Origin of the sequence: Brachyspira sp. (assembly GCF_029258575.1) — a bacterium.
Taxonomy (GTDB): Bacteria; Spirochaetota; Brachyspiria; order Brachyspirales; family Brachyspiraceae; genus Brachyspira.
In genome coordinates this window covers 1-20,156 of sequence record NZ_JARHYI010000064.1, presented here as the reverse complement: position 1 = coordinate 20,156, position 20,156 = coordinate 1, and the positions used below count along the sequence as shown (strand labels likewise).

Genomic DNA, 20,156 nt, shown 5'->3' with positions numbered 1-20,156 from the left:
AACTATACGCCTCCAAGCATATACAAAATCATTTGCTTTTACATCAACACCGTCAGACCATTTAGCATTGCTTCTAATATTAAATATATATATTGTATTATTATTTGATGATGTCCAGCTTTCTGCTGCTGCAGGTATGATATTATTATTTTCATCTCTAACGGTTAGATTCTCAAATAAATGCGTTGTATATATCATAGCATCTACTGCTGAGTTAATAGTTGGATCTATAGTTTGAGGTTCAGGACCTACTGATATTGTTAATTCATTTAAAATACTTCTAGGCTCATTATTACATGATACAATGAAAATTAAAAACAAAAATAATTTAATTAATATATTTTTTTTCATAAAATAATTTTCCTAATATACAATTAGTATTTATAATATCGAAATAAATTATAATTAACTAATTAAAATATTATCAATATGAATCATATAACTTTAATTTACTTTTTAGTATTTATTTTTTTAATATAAAAATAGGGTGCCTCGATAATTCAAAGACACCCTAATAAAAATATATTTTATTTATTATTTTAAAGCAATATTATAAGTATCAGTTGCTATAGCTTTTTCTTCATCTGTAGCTATAACATAAAGTTTTACAGCAGCACCGTCTTTTTCAAAATTAGCACATCCTCTAGCTTTAGAGTTTTTATCAGCATCGCATTTAATACCAAGCTCATCTAAACCTTCAAGTATTCTTCCTCTAATATAAAAACTATTTTCTCCTATACCACCAGTGAATACTATACCATCAAGATGACCAAGAACAGCCATATAAGAACCAATATATTTTTTCACTCTGTAGCAGAACATAGTAATAGCAAGTTCAGCTTTTTTATTAGTTTTAGCAGCCTCTTCCAAATTTCTCATATCATTGCTCACACCAGAAACTCCTAAAAGACCGCTCTTTTTATTTAGAATATTATCCATATCTTTTGCAGACATATTTTCTTTAGACATAATGAAAGTAGGAACAGCAGGATCCATATCTCCAGATCTAGTACCCATTACTAAACCTTCTAATGGAGTCAATCCCATACTTGTATCTACAGATTTACCTTCTTTAATAGCGGTAACACTCGCCCCATTACCCAAGTGACAAACTATAACATTTGCATTAGGCTTATTAGTAACTTTACAAAACTCACCATAAACATATTTATGAGAAGTACCATGGAAACCATAACGGCGAACTTTATATTTATCATACCATTCATAAGGAACAGCATACATATAAGCATAATCAGGTATTGTTTGATGAAAGCTAGTATCAAAAACAGCAACCATTTTTACATCTTTTAATATTTCTTTACAAGCACTTATACCCTGTAAACCAGCTGGGTTATGTAAAGGAGCTATTTCACAGCAAGCTTCAATAGCTTTTACAGTCTCATCATTGATTAAAGTACTATTGCTGAATGCTTCTCCGCCATGTACTATTCTATGACCCACTCCTGATATTTCGCTCATATCAGATATAACGCCTACTTCTTTATCTGTTAAAAGCGAAAAAATTAGAGACATACCAACTTTATGATCAGCTACCTTTTGCTCTATTTTTTTTTCTTTACATTTTTCTACAGCAGTGTGTTTTAAAACACTTATTTCTTCACCAATTTTTTCTAAAAGACCTTTAGCCAATACTTTTGCTTCTGGCATAGAAAATAATTGATATTTAATACTTGAACTTCCTGAATTTATTACCAATACATTCATAAAATGACTCCATATTAATATTATAGTATTCTTATTATACCATACTCCGTATATTTATCAATGAATTTTTATTTTATTTATTAGATTATTATAAATACAAAAAAGAATTTAAAATCTTTAATAATATTTTCATTCCTTCTTTTTTACCCATACAATAGTATATTTGTCAAAAGATTTACTTTTATCAGCAAGCCATAATGTTTCTTTTTTTATTTTAGCTTCAACAGTAATTACTTTACCTTCATATTTAGAATATTCTTCAAAAAATTTTTTATCAAAATAATACTCTCTCTCCTCAGCAGATATTACAACATTTGGAAAAATCGAAGTTCCTACTACCCTAACAGTACCTGTAATATATTCATTTTTGGCAAAAAACATAAATATAAAAATAAATACATACAAATATTTTATAATTTCTCTATAAACTATTTTCATATATATCTTATATCCTTAAAACATCAATACTTTTTAATCTGTCCATCATTACCAAATAATATATTTCTATATTTAGGCTTATAATTTTCATTATTATTTAAAGAGGCATTATATAATTTTGAAGCTCTTAAAGAATATGAAGAATTAGGAATATTTACATTTATAGCTGAAGGTGATTGACCTATATACATATCTTTATTTAAAGCCAATTGCAATCCAGATGATAAAGACTTAGTTACTAAATTACCTGTGCTAGATAATGATCCTGAATATGCAATCAAAGCACCTGGATATATAGGTATATTAGAACCTGATTTCGCAAGAGATAATTTAGCACCATTAACTTCATTATTACCTATACCTTCAATCCAATTTAATAATAAACTATCCCAAGAATTTCCAATACCTAAAGATGAAATAGAATTAAGTACTTTAGTATAATCATTAACTTCTTTAGAAGAAGCTATTTTTCTAAATACATCTTTATTATTTCTAGATCGTTTATAAAGCCAATTCATAAATACTGATACTGAAGGATAATTTGAAAATACATCTATAGGAAGCTCCCAAGTGTAGAAACAATAATAATCTATTTTATTAAATTCTTCTATTCTAGAATTAACTGTATAAGGACTAAACAATATTGAAGTGGATTCAGAAAGTCCTTCATTTAACCAAATAGACATCTCTCTTCCCTTTTCAAAAAAATTCACATTAAAATTAATCAAATGTTGAAGTTCATGAAATATAGTACCTGCCATATGATAAGGATCATTATTTACATGTTCTATATCCATATATAATATTTCCCCTTTATTAAATTTACCTAGTAAATCCAATGGATAGAAATATCCTAAAACAGCTATTGTAGAATTAGGAGGATTAATATTTAGCAAAAGAATTTTTATTTTACCGTTATTATCAACATCTGTATGTTTTCCATATACTGAAACCATATCATTATAATGTTTATTAAATTCAGTTGCTATATAATGTATACTTGAATTTCTTACATCAACACCTGATTCAGCATATATTATTAATTTTTCAGATTCATAAATATTTTCAAATTTCACATAATCTACTTTTTCTTTATTAAAAGAATTTATTCTCATAACATAATAATAATCAGATAAATTATTTCTTGGATCAAAACCAATTACTGAACATGAATTTATAAATATAGTAAAAAATAATAAAATGAATATAGTCCTTTTCATATTAAAAATTATACAATACAATTATTAAAAAGCAAAGTATTTTTTGCACTGTTTTAGTATAATTAAAACTTTTATTTTTTATAAAAATAATTTATAATATATACACAATAACTCAATCAAGAGAGGGAAATGAATAATGAGAAAATTAAAAATGATAATAATATTTATGTTTATATCTGTATTAGTATTGCATGCTGATACTATAGAAGATGAAATATTTAGACTAATTAATTTAGAGAGAAGCAAAGTAGCTCTTCCTCCGCTTCCTAATAATCAAAGACTTCATTCTTTGGCATTATATCATGCTGATAATATGGCTAAAAATAAATTCTTCAGTAATACAGATTTAGATGGTTTAGATTCAAAGGCAAGACAAGTAAAATTATACCCTGAAATGGTTGGAAATATTAGCGAAAGTTTAGGAAAATTGGATGTTATACCTTTCACTGATAAAAAAGCTGCTGAAAGTATTGTGAAAAATATGATGTCTACCCCAGACAGTAAAAAAAATATATTAGATAAAAATTTTAATGCTGTGGGAGTTGGTGCTGTAAAAAGAGGTGTAGGAGTATATGTTACTATAACTTTTGCTGATATTGTTGCTGAATCTGTGGATTTCAAGCCTAAAGCTAAATTAGACGATGATATAAATGTAAAATATAGAATATTAAATAAAGCTGCTTATACTGATTTTAAATTGGCAGTAGAGATGGCTGATAAAGAAGCAAGAATTACTGGAGATGATGGAAAAACATACATAGGTAAAATAATTTATGATGTAAAAGATATGGGTAATGGAATATTAGGAAGAACTTTCAAGGCTGAATATGGTAAGGGAGATTATAAAATTTCTATTCTTTATAAAGGTCAGCATTTCCTAAGTAATGTAAGAACTATAACTGTAGAGTAGTAAAGTAATAAAAGATTATAATGAAATTTAGAAGAAGATTTAACATAAAAAGCGGTATAGATTTAACCCCCATGATAGATATAGTATTCAATTTACTTGTATTTTTCATGGTGGGTTCAACAATTATAGATACTCCTCAAATACAAATAAGCCTACCGAAATCTACATCTGCTGTAGGTGCTGAAAAAAATGAAACTATAGTAATTAGTATATCCAAAGAGGGGCAAAAATATATTAATGGATATTTGGTAGAGGATATAGATGCTGATTTGAAAAAATTGGCTAATACTGAAGGGGAATCAGAAAAGCCTGTAGAAATAAGATCTGATGAGGATGTAAAAACTCAAATATTGATATCAGTAATAGACAGCGTAAAAAATGCAGGTTTCACGAAACTCAGTATAGCAACTGAATCAAAACAAAACAATTAATATTATTAAATATAAATATTACTTTCATAGTAATTAAAGAATGGTTTGAAAATTCACAGAAAGATTTTTATATCATGTCCGAATATAATTAAAAAATGCATGCCAATTTAATAGAAAAGAATCAAAGTGAGGGTAGAATATATAGTTTCGGATATTATGAGAAAATAGATATTTTATCTTGGTGCAATTATATTAATGAAAACTATAATGATAAAAAGATAGTGATTTTTGTGGTATCTATGGAAGCAACTGATATGATGATGCGTATGGAAGACAGAAGATTTCCTAATAATGTTAAAGCTTTAATATATGCTAATGTATATAATTACAAAAATTAGATTAGTTTTTTATTTTAATGATGCTAATGCTTTGAAATATTAAAAAAGAGAATATCCCATGCCTATTTATGCATGGAAATAAAGATTGGCTTGTATGCTTGATAAATTATATAATTCTTGTAATTCTAATATCAAAGAAAAATTGGTTATAAAATGTGCCAATCATATAGAAACAGATTTACAAGATGAAGAATTATATTAAAAATTTCATATAGAATAATATAAATTGAAAAATAAAATGAATAAAAAATAATCATTATAAAATTCGTATATAAATTTTATAATGATTATTATTAAATTATTTTATTCTCTAAATTGTAATGAATAAAGATACTGATATTTTCCACCTTTTTTCATAAGTTCATCATGAGTACCAGATTCTATTATTTGACCATTCTCTACAACGCATATATATGTAGCATTTTTAATAGTAGAAAGTCTATGTGCTATAACAAATGTAGTTTGAAGATTAATGATTTCATTTAAAGCCTTTTGTACATACATCTCGCTTTCAGTATCCAAAGCACTAGTAGCTTCATCAAGTATTAATATAGAAGGTCTTTTTAAAACAGCTCTAGCCAATGCTAGACGCTGACGCTGACCACCTGAAAGCATAACTCCTCTAGGACCAATATGAGTATCATAACCATTAGGAAGTTTTAATATAAACTCATCAGCATGTGCTATTTTTGCTGCTCTATACATATCATCATCATTAGCATTAGGATTAGCATATAAAATATTTTCCCTCACTGTACCATAAAATAAAATATTTTCTTGAGACACAACACCTATTTGATTTCTTACACTTCTAGTATTTAAATCATTTATATCAATACCATCAAATCTTATAACTCCTTCAGTTGGAGTAAATAATTTTGGTATAAGACTTACCAAAGTAGTTTTACCACCACCTGAATTACCTACAAATGCCACTACATCTCCCTTTTTAACATTAAAACTTACAGGTCCCAAATGGAAAGGAGTTGAATCATTTCTTCTAGGGTATTCAAAATGAACATTTTCAAAAGTTACAGAATGTTCTATAGGCTTCATTTGCTTTTTAGTAGGATCATCAACATTTTCAGCTGGTAAATCTATAATCTGAAATACTCTTAAAGCTACACCTTTAGTAAATTGCAAATTAATAAATATACCAGATAAATCTCTTACAGGTGTAGAAATATTAAGCATATAAAGCAAAAATCCCCATAAAAACTCAAAAGGCATCTCACCTTTAAATATTAAAAATCCGCCATATGCAAGTATAGTAAGCATTGCAACTATCATTACAAGCTCTGTGATAGGTCTATTTAGAGATGTAAGCAAACTCATTTTTCTCATCAAATTTATCAATTCGCTATATAAAGTTTTGTATCTGCTTACTTCTTCATCTTCTTTAGAAAATATTTTTATAACCTCAATACCCCTTATATCTTCCTGTATAACAGAAGTTGTACTTCCAAGTAAATTCTGCTGAGCTGTTACTCTAGTTCTTATCAATTTAGAAACTTTATCTATTCCTAAACCAATAAGAGGTGCTGCTATAAAACAAGCTAATGTAAGTTTAACATTCAATATTAAAAGCATACATAATGTAAGTACCAAAGTTAAAGGTACTGTTATCATATTGGGTAATGTACCAGATAAAAATGATTCTATAGTACCAGACTCATTAATTACCCTACTCATTAAATCCCCTTCTTTTTCTTGTTTAAAATATGCTATATCAGTATTCATTAATCCTTTTAACATATCAGCACGTACATCTTTTCCTATTTCCTGAGCAGTAAAAGCAAAAAGAAAAGTTTTTACATAATCAAAACCTACACGAAATAAAACATATATAAAACCAATTATTATAATAAATGCAAATTGTGCAATTATCACAGGATTTACGATAGAATCTGATGTTAAAAATTGCTGTACTAAATCTTTTGTATTTAGATTACTAAATTTAGAAGTTAAATTCGCAACGAATGGAATTTTATCTAATATATCAACACTTTTTCCTCCCGTTATAGCTATTGCCATTTGACCAAAAAATGGAGGAAGTATATTTATTATTGTATATCCAACACTCAAAATGAAAGATGGTATAAAAAGTTTCTTATGTTTCATAGCATAAGAAAACATTCTCCTATAAGGATGTTTCTCTGGACTTGAATAATATTTTCTTATATGTTCTTCTGTAACAGCTCCATAATCAAAAGGTCTGCTATCTTTTTTGAAAAATTCTTTTATCTTTTTTAACATAAATTAAATTTCCTATTTTTAATATATAAATTAATATTCTATCAAATTTTCACCATACTCTAAACGCAATTTCCTATCAGCCATATCAGCAATAGAAACAGAATGTGTAACTATTATTAAAGAAGCATTACTCTGTTTAGTCATATTCCATAATAATTCCCTAACCAATTCTGCATTCTTTTTATCTAAATTACCAGTAGGCTCATCTGCCAAAACAACACTAGGTTTATTTATCAAAGCTCTTGCTATAGCAACTCTCTGTGCCTCACCTCCAGAAAGCTCACCTATTCTATGTTCAATTCTATCTTTCAAACCTACTATTTCAAGAAGATTCTCAGCTTTTTGCCTAGCCTCTTTCTTATTATATTTAAGCATTAAAGAAGGTATCATAACATTTTCTATAGCACTAAACTCTCCAAGCAAATTGTGAAATTGAAATACATAACCTAGAGAACTATTTCTAAAATGAGCTAACTGAGCTTCATTCATTTTTCCTATATTATTTCCTGATATATCTATACTGCCATCTGTTATATTATCTATTCCTCCTATCAAATTTAAAAGAGTTGTTTTTCCGCTGCCTGATTCTCCTGTTATTGCAAGTATTTCATTTTTATAAATATTTAAATTTAATGATTTTAATACTTCTACTTTAGGAGGACCTATATAAGTCTTTTTTAAATTTTCTATTTTTATTAAAACTTCTCTGCTGGAATTATTACTCATATCTAAGCACCTCCGCAGGTTTATATCTGCTTGCTATATATGCAGGTATTATAGCAAATAAAACTGAAAGTAAAAATGATATACTAGCTACCATTATCACATGTGAAGCATGAATAATAGATGGAAGTCCTCCGCTTACATAATATATATCCGATGGGAAGAAATCAGGTACTATAGGTATTAATATACCAGCACTTATTTTTGAAGGAATAAACCAAATAATATTAACTATAAACTGCAATATTATTCTAATACCTTCCAAAGCTTCATTAACATAATTGGCAAGCAATATACCAAATATCACTCCAAGAACAGTACCTATTATTCCTATTATAGCACCTTCCAAAAAGAAAACTTTAGCAACATTGGAAGGTCTTAATCCCAATGTTTTTATTATAGCAATATCTCTTCTTTTATCCTTTACGAATATTATTTGGCTTGATGCAATATTTAAAGCTGCTATTAGTATTATAAATGAAAGTATCAAAGCAAGCATTAATTTTTCTGTATGCAAAGCCTGAAAGAAATTCCTATCAAAAAGCATCCAAGGCATAACACTATAAAACTCTTTCAAATCAGTATCAATTTTCTTTGCCACTTTATCAGCATCAAAAAAATTCTTTACTTTTACAGCAACACCAGTAACTGCATTATCATAACCTACCATTTTCTGTCCTGTAGAAAGTGGAACTATTACCATTCTGCTGTCATACTCATAATAACCAGTTTTATATATACCCTTAATTGTAAAAGTAGTTTTTTGAGGTTTGAACCCTCTTTCAAAACTTCCAGAAGCTGAAATTATATCTATAGTATCGCCCACAGATAATGCATAATCCTTAGCCATCTCAGAACCTATTAATGCATCATTTGTACTCATATTTTTATTATTGCCTTCAATAAAATTAAAATACTTTATAAAATCTTTATCAGTGGTAAATATATTATCCTCAAAAGAACGAACCGTTATAAGAGTAGTAAAATTATATGTACGCATTATACAAGGAAGAACTATATATGGATAGGCACTTGTTATTTCCTTATTATTCATTATATTATCAACTACATATTTATAATCTGTAAGTGGCTGATCACTATAAGCACTAATATTTATATGGGATCTCATTCCAAGTATTTTATCTCTTATATCATCTTGAAAACCGTTCATAACAGAAAGTACAGTAATCATTACCATATCTCCTACCAATATTCCAAGAACACATATAATAGTAATAATTGAAACGAATGAAAACTTTTTTTTGGCTCTCAAATATCTGATGCCAAGCATTAATTCTAATCTCAAAACATCTCCTTAAATAATTAAAGAATAAATATTAATCTCAAATATTATATATTATATACAATAAATTTAAACCTATTTTTATTCATAATTAATAACTCATATTTTTAAATAAATAAAAATATACTACTATTTAAATATTGATTTAATTTTAAATATAATTTTTAACATTGAACCATTTCTATTCTTATGAACTTTTTCAAAATATATTATAGCATTATAATAATCTGATAATTTATATCTTGCTAATCCTATATAAAAATAAACTTCATAATCTGTACAATTAGCATCTATATATTTAGTAAAATCCTCTTCTGCCTCTTAGTATAATTTCAATTTTATTTTAGAAAGTCATCTATTATAATAAGGCTTAGAATATTTAGAATTAAAAAATAAAACTTTACTAAAATATCCTATAGCCTCCCCAGGTTTTGCTAAATCTTGTTTTACTATACCTATTTATAAAAATATATTTACATTCTAGTATATTCAATTATATTGACACTAATATCATTATAAAAAAAAGTTTTTAATTTATTAGATTGAAATGAATTTTTATCTATGTTAGGAAAAAATCTATCACAATTATAGTCTTTATTTATATGAGTGAGATATACTTTATCTGCATAGTCCAAAGCCCTTTTATAAATAGATTCTCCTCCTATAATAAATATTTGATTATTTTTCTCTAAAAGCAATTTTGAAACAGCATCTTCAAAAGAAAATTCATAAAAAAGATTATTATGTTTTTCTAATAATTCATTATTAACTTTTGATGATATAACAATATTTCTTCTACTTGGAAGAGGTTTTAATCCCAAAGATTCAAAAGTTACTCTTCCCATAATAACAGGATATCCCGTAGTAATACTTTTAAAAAACTGCATATCCTCTTTAATATGTCCCCAAGGCATTATCCCATTTAACCCTATACCATTATTTGAATCTACTGCTGCAATCATTGAAATTATCAAACTGCTACCTCCGCCTTTATAGTAGGATGATATTTATATCCTTCCAATACAAAATCTTCATAATTATGACTAAAGATATTAGGACGCTCTTTTATGAATAATTCTGTAGTATTTTCATAAGGCTCCCTTGTAAGCTGAAGTTTAACCTGTTCAACATGATTATTATAAATATGAGCATCTCCGAAAGTCATTATAAGTTCTGAAGCATAAAGTCCGCTATGCATAGCTAAAAGCCTTGTAAGTATAGCATAAGAACTTATATTAAAAGGAACTCCCAAAAATAAATCTGCCGATCTCTGATATAAATGTGTTATTATACCGCATTTACTATTCACCGAAAACTGACACATCATATGACATGGTGGAAGATGCATTTTATCAATCTCTCCTACATTCCAAGCATTCAAAATTATTCTTCTGCTTGTAGGATTATTTCTTAAAGTATTAACTATATTTGATATTTGATCTATTTTATTTCCTTCTTTGCTCTCCCAAGCTCTCCATTGTTTTCCATATACAGGTCCAAGCTCTCCCATATCATCAGCCCATTCATCCCATATATGAATATTATTTTCAAGCAAAAATTTTATATTTGTAGAACCCTGTAAAAACCAAAGTAATTCTATAATAACACCTTTCATAAATACTTTTTTAGTTGTTACTATAGGTATTTTGTTTCCATCAAATTTAAATCTTAATTGAGGTCCGAATATTCTTCTAGTACCTACTCCTGTTCTGTCTTTAGTTTTTTCACCTTCTTCCAATACATTTTTTAATAAATCTAAATAGTTCTGCATAAATAATCCTAATAATTTTATATAAAGAATTATTATATATGTTTAAAAGATTTTATCAATATTATCAATATAAAAATAAATAGACTTTTTATTTTATAATTTTTATTACGATACTATATAATAATTTATATTAAAGGACTATCTATGTATAACTTGTATAATAAAATAATTATATTATCGCTATTACTAATAATTACTATGTCATGCCAAAAAAAGGAAATTATAAGTATAGAAAAAGATGTTGTCGATAGAAGATTTGTAGGAAGTTGGGAACTAGTTAATGGAAATGAAAAATATACTTTCTTTAATAATAACAAAATAGAATATATCAGTAATAATCATGAAAATAAAGTTTATACATATGAATGGAAAAAAGAAGGCAGTAATTACTACTATAGATTATGGGATAATGAACTTGATAGCTGGTCTGCTTTTCCTATAAAATATATTAGTACAAATATGATAAAATATACTCAGGTTTCTTTAAAAAATCTTACATTTAATATATAATATAAATATTATTGACGGATATATAAAAAGTGGATTTATTAGTTATTATATTTTTTGTAATTATCATCATAATATTCATTTTAATGTTTGGAATATTATTTTTTGTTTCTGGAATAGGTAAAATTATCGATTTAATATCTATGATAATATTTAGAAATCATGAGGATTGTCCATTTTGTAAATGTAAAAATTCTATGCGAATGATAAAAACTTCCAGCGGATATAAAAAAGTTTGTAATAAATGTAAGTTTTCTATTGAAGTTGATGATAATAATAATAAATAATGATATATATAAAAGATTGCGAGGGGAGGGAATCGAACCCTCATGCCTAGGGCGCTAGATCCTAAGTCTAGTGCGTCTGCCAGTTCCGCCACCCTCGCTTAATTGTTTATATATTATACATTATATAATTTTTTTTTGCAAGAAGTGTTATATGACTAAAATTCAAAAAATTAAAAAATTTTTCAAGAAATTAAGAACTTTTTTTACAGATGATATATATTATTCAGATCAAAAATTATTCAATCCTATACAAAAATTTTTCATAAACTCATATAGAATAATAATATTTGCCATAACAGACTTTTTTAAAGATGACTGCACTATAAGAGCCGCCGCATTAACTTATCTTGTAACATTATCGTTCATACCAGCATTAATAGTGGGACTTTTTGTATTAAGAGTATTTAATATATATCAAAACATATTTATTTTTATATTTGATTGGATGGAAAAAAATGCTCCATTCTATGAACCTATGGTAAGACAAATACTCAATATAGCTGATAATACAAATTTGGCAAGTTTTGGAATAATCGGTATTATAGCAACTGTAGTTAGCGTAGCTTTAATACTTCATAGTATACAAAAATCATTAATTAAAATATGGCGTGTAAAAATAACAACTTCCATACCAAGAGTGGTAGCAAATTATATAGCATTATTATTTTTAATACCTCTACTTATTGGTATATCATTTACTTTGATAACATACACTTCTATAAACCTTCATAATCTTCCAGCATTGATAAAAATACTATTATCTTGGGTAACACCTATAATATCAACTTCATTATTAGTGTTATTTCTTTATGTATTAGTTCCTCAAACTAAAGTAAATTGGTCTAATGCCACAATATCTTCTGTATTGGTAGCAATAGCAATAATAACTTTATTTAGTGTATATTTTAAACTTAATATAAATGTTAAAAATTATAAGCAAATATTTGATAGCGATAAATATAAAATAGAGTATCTAGTAAAAGAAATAAATACATATAATAATAATATAAACACTAGTGAAAACATTAACGAAAATATATATGAAGAGAATATCAGCAATTATAATGATTTAAAAAATAATGATAAAAATGTATTACAAAAAAATCAAAAAATAGATGTTGATAATATATCAAGCATTGTAATAGAGAGAATAAGTTATATGATAGTTGAAAATATAGGAACAGGTATTTCTGGTGTAACTTATGAAAAAAAACCTATAGAAACAAATATGCTTAATTTCCACACTTTTTCTCCAAATGTAAAAGAACAGCTTATGAAATATAATTTTCAAATTAATGATATTGTAACTATAAGCAGTGAAAACAATATGATTACAAGTATTGCACCTTCTGAATTATCTTCGGCTAGTTCATTCGCTCAAATACCTGTTTTACTATTATTGTTATATATAGTGTGGATTATAATATTATTCGGAGCTGAACTTACCTACTCTATACAATATTTCTTATCTTATGGAGTTGATAAAAAAAATATTAAATTATCATTTGCAGAGAAAGAACTTATAGCATTGGAATTTATGCATATAATAGCTCAAAGATTTATTAATAAAAAAATAGCTATAACTATGTATGAATTAGCCAAAGAACTTAGAACAGCACCTACTGTTATTACAGAGATATCAGAGCCTTTAGAAAAAGCAATGTTTGTTATAAAGATTTCCAATAATTCAAAAACTTCATATTCTTTAGGATGTCAGCCTGAATCAATTACTATAGGCGATATTCTATATGCTTTAAAAATGGAAGGAGGATTTAGAAATAAAAATATAAAAACTGATGATAAATATAAAAATTTAATATATAAAAATAAGGAAATATCAAAAAAAGATTATAATACTAATTTACTTACTTTAGTATATTATAAAAATAAATAAAAAGTATATATTATTTGACTTGTTCAATTTATATTACTATAATTATTATGAATTATCTGCTAAATTATTGTCTAATATATAAACATTTGTAATTGAAGTATCAGAAGAATTATCGAATATAACTAATGCTATAATAGGAGAAAATGATAATATAAATCAAATAAAATGGCTGATAATTCTTTGAATGATATTACTCAAAAAATTCATATATGGATTATGAAAGTAGAATCTTCATAAAAATGTATCATAAAAGACTGATAATATGGTTAAGAATTTAGAGTACTTTTCTTTAGAATAAAAATATAATAAAAATTGTATTACAAAGATAAGAAAGCCCCAGTAAAAATACTGAGGCTTTTTATTATCAAACTTATTATTAAGTTTTTAATTCGATTTTCATATGAGCTATTTATTAATACATACCGCCCATTCCACCACCAGGCATTGGAGGCATTGGTTTTTCAGGTTCAGGTATATCAGTAATAATAACTTCAGCAGTTAATACTTGACTAGCAATAGAAGCAGCATTTTGTAAAGCACTTCTTGAAACTTTAGCAGGATCAATAATACCAGCCTTTAACATATCAACCCACTCATTAGTAAGAGCATTGAAACCCATATTACCTTTTTGTTTTTTAGCTTCAATAGCAACTACAGAACCGTCTAAACCAGCATTTGTAGCTATCATTCTTATAGGCTCTTCAATAGCTCTCTTAACTATATTAACCCCAACCTGCTCATCAGAATTTTCTACAGTTAAAGATTCTAATTTAGACTGTGCATGTAAGTAAGTAATACCGCCACCAGGAATTACACCTTCTTCAACAGCAGCTCTAGTAGCAGATAAAGCATCTTCTACTCTAGCCTTTTTCTCTTTCATTTCTACTTCAGTAGCAGCACCGATATTTATAACAGCAACACCTCCAGAAAGTTTAGCCAATCTTTCTTGTAATTTTTCTCTGTCATAATCGCTGTCAGTTTCTTCTATCTGTTTTTTGATAGCAGCTACTCTAGCTTTAACATCTTCTTTATTTCCAGCACCTTCAACTATAGTAGTATTTTCTTTATCTACAGTAATTTTTTTAGCTCTTCCAAGCTGTTCAATAGTAGCATTTTCAAGCTTCATACCTAAATCTTCACTGATAACTTGTCCGCCTGTTAAAATAGCAATATCTTCTAACATAGCTTTTCTTCTATCACCGAATCCAGGAGCCTTAACTGCACATACATTTAATACTCCTCTCATCTTGTTTAATACTAAAGTAGCTAAAGCTTCATTTTCAATATCTTCAGCAATAATAATGAAAGGCTTTCCAGTTTGAGCAATTTTCTCAAGTATAGGAAGAAGTTCTTTCATATTAGATATTTTCTTATCATAAATAAGAAGTAAAGCATCTTCTAATTCAGCAGTCATACTGTCGCCGTTAGTTACAAAGTATGGAGATATATAACCTCTGTCAAACTGCATACCTTCAACTAAAGAAAGGCTAGTTTCTAAAGATTTAGCTTCTTCTACAGTGATAACACCCTCTTTACCAACTTTTTCCATAGCATCGCTAATTAAAGAACCTATTTCTTTATCATTATTAGCAGAAATAGTAGCAACCTGAGCAATTTCTTCTTTTCCTTTGATTTGTTTAGCTTCAGATTTGATATGAGCAACTATTTCATTAACAGCCTTCTCTATACCTCTTTTAATAAGCATAGGGTTAGCACCACTAGTTACATTTTTTAAACCTTCTTTCACCATAGCCTGAGCTAAAACTGTAGCAGTAGTAGTACCATCTCCTGCAACATCATTAGTTTTAGTAGCAACTTCTTTAACTATTTGAGCACCCATATTTTCAAATGGATCTTCTAATTCTATTTCTTTAGCAATAGTTACACCATCATTTATTATAGTAGGTGGACCAAATTTTTTGTCTATTACAACATTTCTTCCGCGTGGTCCTAAAGTTACCTTTACGGCATTAGCTAAAGCATCTACACCTCTCATAAGGGCACGTCTAGCTTCTTCATCAAATAATAGCTGTTTTGCTGCCATATTATTTTTTCTCCTTTCAGTATTATTAAATTAAATTATTAGCATTACTAAACTTTTAAAAATTTTATTTTAAAATTGTAAGAATTATACATCAAATAATAAATATTTTCAAGTATAAATTAGATAAAAAAAGCATTGATATTCAAACATCAATGCTTTAATAAAAAATACAGATAAATTATAGTAAACCTAATCTGCGTTCTTTTTTAATTTTTCTCTTCATTCTTTTGAGAGCTTTTTCTCTTTGAAGTTTTTTCTCAAGAGAAGGTTTTTTATAGAATTGTTTCTCTTTAAGATCCTGTAAAATACCTTCATTTTCACAAGCTCTGCGAAATCTTTTGATAACGCTTTCTACTGGTTCACCTTCATTAGCAAATACTCTTACCAATTAACTCACCTACCTTTTTTATAAAATATTAGCGGCGAAGGGACTTGAACCCCTGACACTGCGGATATGAGCCGCATGCTCTAACCACCTGAGCCACGCCGCCAAAAATAAGTAGCCTATTATTTGGGCTATTAGCGGGAGCAGGACTTGAACCTACGACCTTTGGGTTATGAGCCCAACGAGCTACCAACTGCTCCACCCCGCGATGTTAACTATCAAAATATTAAAGCATTTTACATGTTTTTTAAAAAATGTCAAGTATTTTTATATAAACTTATTAAAAAACTCATCAGGTTTCTCATTTTCTCCCGATTCAAATAAGCTTATTATGTATTTATTAACAAATATTTTCTCTTTTTTAACCTTTGATTCTATAAATAAGCCCTCACCTTTTAATTTTGATAAAAGTCTTGCTGCCTTATCCCTTTTCCAGTTAAACATGTCCATTAAATCAATTATTCTTATATAAGGTGTAATAAATATTATATAAAACACATCGGAATCTGTAAGTTTCTTAAAATTTTTATTGAGTATTAATTCGCTTTTTAATACAGCAAGATTCTTATAAACAAAACTAATAGTACCTATGGCATATGAACATATACTGCGTAAAAATTTTAAATACCTAATTATAGAAGCCTTATTCGAACAATCACTCATACTGATTTCAAAAAACTGATAAGGATACAATATAGGAGTTTCTAATAATTTTAATTTATAAGAGTATATATTAAATACTACACGGCATATTATATAACTATTATTATAATCCTTAACATACTCATAAGATATTTTTTGATAAACTAGTAATTTGAGTATAGGGTCCAAATCCAAATTATCTATATAATTTATATCTTCATCATAACTTTTATCTATAAGAATATCTTTTCCTTCAAATGAACTCACTATCTTTGAGAAAACTTCGCAATTATATTCTGCTTTTAAATAGCTATTTAATATTTCAAATTCTTTATGCTTGGAATGAAATTCCTCTAATATGTTCATACCAATATCTTTATATTCATAATGATTATTTGGATTTAATATCAATGAAAGAAGACTTAAAAGATATTCTGAATTTTTTAAAGATATACATGACATTCTAAAATCATAATAAGTATGCCAAGTTTTTGCAAGCTCCTTCAAAATATCTATGTCATCAAATATATTTATATTAAATTGATTACTCATATTTGTATATTAACATAAAAATCTTTATACATCAATATTATTTTTCTAATAATGACTTTATAACTCATATATAAAATATTTTTTATTAGAAATCATTAGTAATAATTATTATTTTAATATATACTTTTTAACAATTTTAATATAAAATAAATCAAAATTAATAGGATATATGATAAATGGAACTTTTAGCACCTGCTGGAAATAAAGAAAAATTGGAAATAGCATATCATTATGGCGCAGACGCTGCATATATAGGCGGAGCGTTATTTAATTTAAGACATCAAAGTAAAAACACAACTATAGATGAGCTTGCTGAATGTACTGAACTTGCCAAAAAACTTAATAAAAAAATATATTTAACTTTAAATGCTTTCTTGCATGAATATGATAAAAATAATCTAAAAGAATATTTAAAAGAAATAAAAAATCTAAATATAGATGCATTTATAATTTCTGATTTGGGAGTACTTGGAATAGTAAAAGAAATTATACCTGAAGCTGTTGTCCATATTAGTACTCAGGCTTCTGTTACAAATAGTTATTCATGCAAAATGTATGAAACTTTAGGAGCAAGCAGAATAATACTTGCAAGAGAATTATCTTTAGATGAAATAAAAGAGATTAGACAAAACACTGATTTAGAATTGGAAAGTTTTGTACATGGTGCAGTATGCATGTCTTATTCTGGAAGATGCTTATTATCAAACTTTTTGAATAATAGAGATGCTAATGGTGGAGAATGCTCTCAGGTTTGCAGATGGAATTTCAAAACCTATATAGAAGAGAAAACAAGACCTGGTGAGTTTATGGAAATAGAAGAAGGAGAAAATCACTCCACTATATTAAGCAGCAAAGATTTACAAATGGCTGAATATTTGCATTTACTTCAAAAGGTAGGAATAGATTCTATAAAAATAGAAGGTAGAATGAAAAGTGTTTATTATGTTGCAAATACTGTTAGAGTTTATAGAGTACTTTTAGATTTGCTCAACAAAGTAGGATACAAATCATATTCTGAAGCTATAAAGAAAGAACCTATTGCAAGCTATTTAAAAGAACTTGATACCATAAGCAGAAGAGAAAGTGATACAGGTTTTTATTTTGGAAGAGATGATATAAGACCTACACTTAAAGGATATCTTAAAGGTAGAAGACTTATGGGTATGATTTCTGATGATAGTGAAAAATACGCTAAAATTACAGTATACAATACAATTAAAAATGGAAATGATTTAATATATATTGGTAAAGATTTTATTAATCATAATGATAATAGATTCAAACTATTCATAAAAAATGAAGAAAATGAATTTATAGAAGTTGATAATATTAGAAATATAGATAATGCATATATAAAATCTGCCGCTCACAATTTCAAAAAATATGATATCATTACTGTAGAAGAATAATTAATAAATCAAAAAAATCATAAAAATAAACGTACGGATATTCTCCGCCCGTTTTATTTTTTATACTAATTAAATAAAAATATTATTTGTTGGTACTATTCAAATCATGATGCATTAATATGAGCATAGAAGATGACCAGCTGAATCCGGGAGCATTTAAAGGCTTTCCTGTTATAGGGCTATAATTTTCATTGATAGGAACATCATTTAAAAGTCCCTCCAAATTATGAAACATCTTCACAGTAAGTTCATCAGCTTCATCATTGTATCCATAATTTATAAGTCCTTTAATAGCAAAATAACTTTGATCAAGCCATACAGGACCTCTCCAATATTCTTCATGAGAAAATGATGGATTATCCTTAGCAACAGTAGGCAAAGGCACATAAGTATTGAAAACATTTTCATCCATTATCAAATTTCGTACTCTTTTTGCCTGCTCTTCTGCGGCAACTTTAGCCCATAAAGGTATATAAGTTTCAGCAGCCTTTCCTCTATTAACTAGAAGTTTAGTTGTATTATTCTCATAATCAAACTGCAAATCATAAAAAGCTCCTGTTTCCTCGTCAAACATATTATTAACTATATAATCTTTCAAAACTTCAGCATCTTGTAAAAATTTTTCTTTTTCATCTTTTTTGCCTAGAAGTTCAGCCATATATGATAAATAAATTTTCTCCGCATAAAGATAAGAATTCAAATCAACCGATTCCTGATTAACAGTATGAGCTATTACCTCTCCTTTTTCATTAGTAATATCATAAGTTTTAACTCCTATATCATCTTTTCCATAACCTGCTCTATCGAATCTAGGAGCATTATCCATACCGCTGTCCCAAGCAGAAGCTAATATCTTTTCATCTTCATTATTATTCAAAGTATGTACAGTAGCACCATATTCAGCAACTCCGTTTTTGTTATAATCTCTGTTTCTGTACCACCAATCATGATATAATTTTATTTTATCATACATCTCCTCTACAAAAGTCTTATCCTTATGCTCTTCATAAATACACCAAACTGCCCAAGCTGATAAAGGAGGCTTTGAATTTCTTTCATTCCAGTTTCCGCCATCACCACCTCTGTATGTATCCTTATTGAAAAAAACTGCATCTATTATCATGCCTGCATCCTGAGGTCTTACAGTATCATTGCTTTGAATCTGCAAATCAAATAATACTCTCATATTAGCCTTAGCAAGCTCCTCGTCAAATAAAGTAGTAGCGGCAACCTGTTTCCAATAATCCCAAGGCCAAAAACCATTAAACCATTTTACTGCTAATGCAGGAGTAATTCCGTCTGAAGGTATAGCCCCTGCACC

General features: G+C 27.4%; 20 protein-coding genes and 3 tRNA genes. 7 read left to right on the top strand and 16 right to left on the bottom strand.

Annotated features, from left to right (window positions below):
* The 4 genes from Q1J76_RS05165 to Q1J76_RS05150 form a co-directional block, all read right to left on the bottom strand.
* Positions 1 to 351 (bottom strand): ABC transporter substrate-binding protein (locus tag Q1J76_RS05165; RefSeq protein WP_300367780.1); only part of this gene is annotated, 351 nt, incomplete at its 3' end.
* 183 nt (positions 352 to 534) lie between these two features.
* On the bottom strand, positions 535 to 1,725 hold the full coding sequence (locus Q1J76_RS05160; RefSeq protein WP_300367778.1) for an acetate/propionate family kinase: 1,191 nt from the start codon (positions 1,723 to 1,725) through the stop codon (positions 535 to 537).
* A gap of 129 nt (positions 1,726 to 1,854) precedes the next feature.
* Positions 1,855 to 2,163, bottom strand: coding sequence for a hypothetical protein (locus tag Q1J76_RS05155; protein ID WP_300367776.1), 309 nt, complete (start codon positions 2,161 to 2,163; stop codon positions 1,855 to 1,857).
* Between the two features lie 23 nt (positions 2,164 to 2,186).
* Positions 2,187 to 3,383, bottom strand: a complete 1,197-nt coding sequence (locus Q1J76_RS05150) for a peptidase M30, hyicolysin (RefSeq protein WP_300367773.1) — start codon at positions 3,381 to 3,383, stop codon at positions 2,187 to 2,189.
* A 136-nt stretch (positions 3,384 to 3,519) separates the two neighbouring features.
* Here Q1J76_RS05150 and Q1J76_RS05145 point away from each other — a divergent pair, with 136 nt between their 5' ends.
* From Q1J76_RS05145 to Q1J76_RS05135, 3 genes are all read left to right on the top strand, one after another.
* Positions 3,520 to 4,293: a CAP domain-containing protein gene (locus tag Q1J76_RS05145; protein ID WP_300367770.1), complete on the top strand. Its 774-nt coding sequence runs from the start codon at positions 3,520 to 3,522 to the stop codon at positions 4,291 to 4,293.
* 20 nt (positions 4,294 to 4,313) lie between these two features.
* Positions 4,314 to 4,724 (top strand): ExbD/TolR family protein, encoded by a 411-nt coding sequence (locus Q1J76_RS05140; protein ID WP_300367767.1) that lies wholly within the window; start codon positions 4,314 to 4,316, stop codon positions 4,722 to 4,724.
* A 95-nt stretch (positions 4,725 to 4,819) separates the two neighbouring features.
* A complete protein-coding gene (locus Q1J76_RS05135) occupies positions 4,820 to 5,062 on the top strand; it encodes a hypothetical protein (protein WP_300367764.1) in 243 nt (80 codons plus the stop codon).
* A 303-nt stretch (positions 5,063 to 5,365) separates the two neighbouring features.
* Here Q1J76_RS05135 and Q1J76_RS05130 read toward each other — a convergent pair whose 3' ends face one another.
* The 5 genes from Q1J76_RS05130 to Q1J76_RS05110 form a co-directional block, all read right to left on the bottom strand.
* Positions 5,366 to 7,318 carry an ABC transporter ATP-binding protein gene (locus Q1J76_RS05130; protein WP_300367761.1) on the bottom strand — a complete coding sequence of 651 codons (1,953 nt, stop codon included), beginning with the start codon at positions 7,316 to 7,318 and terminating at the stop codon, positions 5,366 to 5,368.
* 30 nt (positions 7,319 to 7,348) lie between these two features.
* The gene (locus Q1J76_RS05125) at positions 7,349 to 8,044 is read right to left on the bottom strand and encodes an ABC transporter ATP-binding protein (RefSeq protein WP_300367758.1); all 696 of its coding nucleotides are present in this window, start codon (positions 8,042 to 8,044) and stop codon (positions 7,349 to 7,351) included.
* Positions 8,037 to 9,332 (bottom strand): ABC transporter permease, encoded by a 1,296-nt coding sequence (locus Q1J76_RS05120; RefSeq protein ID WP_300367783.1) that lies wholly within the window; start codon positions 9,330 to 9,332, stop codon positions 8,037 to 8,039. Before Q1J76_RS05120 ends, Q1J76_RS05125 begins: the two co-directional genes overlap by 8 nt.
* Positions 9,333 to 9,817: 485 nt before the next feature.
* Positions 9,818 to 10,318, bottom strand: coding sequence for a dihydrofolate reductase (locus tag Q1J76_RS05115; RefSeq protein WP_300367755.1), 501 nt, complete (start codon positions 10,316 to 10,318; stop codon positions 9,818 to 9,820).
* A complete protein-coding gene (locus Q1J76_RS05110) occupies positions 10,315 to 11,115 on the bottom strand; it encodes a thymidylate synthase (RefSeq protein WP_300367752.1) in 801 nt (266 codons plus the stop codon). Before Q1J76_RS05110 ends, Q1J76_RS05115 begins: the two co-directional genes overlap by 4 nt.
* A 144-nt stretch (positions 11,116 to 11,259) precedes the next feature.
* On the opposite strand from Q1J76_RS05110, the gene Q1J76_RS05105 reads away from it, so the two are divergent.
* Together Q1J76_RS05105 and Q1J76_RS05100 are read left to right on the top strand one after the other, a co-directional pair.
* On the top strand, positions 11,260 to 11,625 hold the full coding sequence (locus tag Q1J76_RS05105; protein WP_300367749.1) for a hypothetical protein: 366 nt from the start codon (positions 11,260 to 11,262) through the stop codon (positions 11,623 to 11,625).
* 29 nt (positions 11,626 to 11,654) lie between these two features.
* On the top strand, positions 11,655 to 11,909 hold the full coding sequence (locus tag Q1J76_RS05100; protein ID WP_300367746.1) for a hypothetical protein: 255 nt from the start codon (positions 11,655 to 11,657) through the stop codon (positions 11,907 to 11,909).
* Between the two features lie 17 nt (positions 11,910 to 11,926).
* Here Q1J76_RS05100 and Q1J76_RS05095 read toward each other — a convergent pair.
* Positions 11,927 to 12,007, bottom strand: a tRNA-Leu gene (locus tag Q1J76_RS05095).
* 53 nt (positions 12,008 to 12,060) lie between these two features.
* Here Q1J76_RS05095 and Q1J76_RS05090 point away from each other — a divergent pair.
* Positions 12,061 to 13,803, top strand: coding sequence for a YihY/virulence factor BrkB family protein (locus Q1J76_RS05090; RefSeq protein ID WP_300367744.1), 1,743 nt, complete (start codon positions 12,061 to 12,063; stop codon positions 13,801 to 13,803).
* Between the two features lie 412 nt (positions 13,804 to 14,215).
* Here Q1J76_RS05090 and groL read toward each other — a convergent pair whose 3' ends face one another.
* The 5 genes from groL to Q1J76_RS05065 form a co-directional block, all read right to left on the bottom strand.
* A complete protein-coding gene (gene groL, locus Q1J76_RS05085; protein ID WP_300367742.1) occupies positions 14,216 to 15,847 on the bottom strand; it encodes a chaperonin GroEL in 1,632 nt (543 codons plus the stop codon).
* 178 nt (positions 15,848 to 16,025) lie between these two features.
* On the bottom strand, positions 16,026 to 16,235 hold the full coding sequence (gene rpsU, locus Q1J76_RS05080) for a 30S ribosomal protein S21 (RefSeq protein WP_008724792.1): 210 nt from the start codon (positions 16,233 to 16,235) through the stop codon (positions 16,026 to 16,028).
* Between the two features lie 29 nt (positions 16,236 to 16,264).
* Positions 16,265 to 16,338: transfer RNA gene (locus Q1J76_RS05075), tRNA-Met, on the bottom strand.
* 29 nt (positions 16,339 to 16,367) lie between these two features.
* Positions 16,368 to 16,440 (bottom strand) — tRNA-Met (locus Q1J76_RS05070).
* 59 nt (positions 16,441 to 16,499) lie between these two features.
* Positions 16,500 to 17,426 (bottom strand): hypothetical protein, encoded by a 927-nt coding sequence (locus Q1J76_RS05065; protein ID WP_300367739.1) that lies wholly within the window; start codon positions 17,424 to 17,426, stop codon positions 16,500 to 16,502.
* A 176-nt stretch (positions 17,427 to 17,602) separates the two neighbouring features.
* Here Q1J76_RS05065 and Q1J76_RS05060 point away from each other — a divergent pair, with 176 nt between their 5' ends.
* Positions 17,603 to 18,835: a peptidase U32 family protein gene (locus Q1J76_RS05060; RefSeq protein ID WP_300367736.1), complete on the top strand. Its 1,233-nt coding sequence runs from the start codon at positions 17,603 to 17,605 to the stop codon at positions 18,833 to 18,835.
* Positions 18,836 to 18,917: 82 nt separating this feature from the next.
* Here Q1J76_RS05060 and Q1J76_RS05055 read toward each other — a convergent pair.
* The coding region (locus Q1J76_RS05055; protein ID WP_300367733.1) for an MGH1-like glycoside hydrolase domain-containing protein at positions 18,918 to 20,156 on the bottom strand (1,239 nt) is incomplete at its 5' end.